Origin of the sequence: Bacillus sp. 204(2023) (genome assembly GCF_037027505.1) — a bacterium.
Classification (GTDB): Bacteria; Bacillota; Bacilli; order Bacillales; family Bacillaceae; genus Bacillus; species Bacillus subtilis.
This window is the reverse complement of the sequence record NZ_JAXCHE010000019.1, coordinates 1-1,334: the sequence shown is the minus strand read 5'-3', so window position 1 is coordinate 1,334 and position 1,334 is coordinate 1. Positions and strand designations below refer to the sequence as shown.

1 protein-coding gene is annotated in these 1,334 nt (G+C 40.7%); it reads right to left on the bottom strand.

Translation table 11 applies throughout. From position 1 onward, the window contains the following. A partial coding sequence (locus WA279_RS20645; protein ID WP_336156494.1) for an IS1182 family transposase occupies positions 1-1,276 on the bottom strand: 1,276 nt, incomplete at its 3' end. Between the last annotated feature and the right edge of the window lie 58 nt (positions 1,277-1,334).

Here is a 1,334-nt window from a genome sequence, read left to right as displayed (position 1 = left end):
CATTCCGTTTTCCCCTCAACCTGCAATAGCGAAGCCCGTGCAGTTGTTTTGAATCTGCAAAGCTTCGCTCTATTTTTTCTTTTCTTTTTTTGTAGAGGTTTTTTCCTGAAACAGACAAGCGATTTTGTCTGACCTTTTCTTTATGATCTTCCCATACATGCCGAGTAATCACTTTCTGCTGATTCTTTGATTTTGTACAGTTTTTAAGCAGCGGGCATGAGGAACATATTTCAGGATTTGATTTGTATGACCGGTAGCCTTTTCGGTCAGTTGTTGAGTATGTAAGTGTTTGGTGATTTGGACAAATGTATCTGTCTTGTTCACTGTCATAATGAAATTTCCATTTTGGAAACAACCCTCGGGTAGGGTGATAACGTCTATGTGCGATGACACCAAAGATTTGTCGGTCAGATAATCCTTTACAGATCGGAGTCGTTAAATATCCGGAATCAAGGGCGACGGCTTCTACTTGAAAACCAAATCGTGCGATTTGGTGATCCAATCGGTCAAGATAGGGCACAGAATCATGGACATTTCCGGGTGTGACATAGGCATCGGTGATAATGTTGAATTTCATATCTGTTGTACGGTGATCTAAATAGAAAAAACCTTCTGGTTTGTTTTCACGATACAGATAGCCACTTTCCGGATCGGTTGTACTGTGGCGGATCTCTTTTTCAGCTTTCACCTCCTCTTTGGCTGTTAATGGCTTTTTTCCGTGTTCCTCCCGATCCTCTTGAATGGCTTCATTTAAATCCTTGATATAGTTTTGGGTATCCTGCGCAATTGTTTTTCTTGTGTATTTATGCCTGTTGGCATTGGCTTTAAGGTGTGTGGAGTCAGTGAATAGGACTCGTCCGCCCACCATGTCGTGGTTGATGGCCTGAAGAACGATCTCATCAAAGATGTCTTGGAAGATGGTTGTATCTTTAAAGCGTGTGCGTCTGTTCCAGCTGATGGTGGAGTGGTGCGGAACTGGATCATTTATGTTCAATCCAAGAAACCATCTGTACGCCATATTGTAGTAAATTTCTTTTTCAAGTTGTCTTTCTGAACGGATACCATAGAGGTATCCGATAAACATCATTTTAAATAAAATAAGCGGATCAAGTGAGGGGCGGCCTTTATTTTCACTGTAGTAAGGTTTAACCTTTTCAATGATGAAAGAGAAGTCTATGTATTGATCAATTTTTCGAAGCAGGTGATCCTCTTCGACGAGTTGGTCAAGCAGAACAAATTCGGCTGTGTTTTGAGAAGAGTTTCTTGTGTGGAACATGAGAAAGACACCGTCCTTTTCAGTCTTTCTTTTATTTTATTACAGGGGAATTGATATT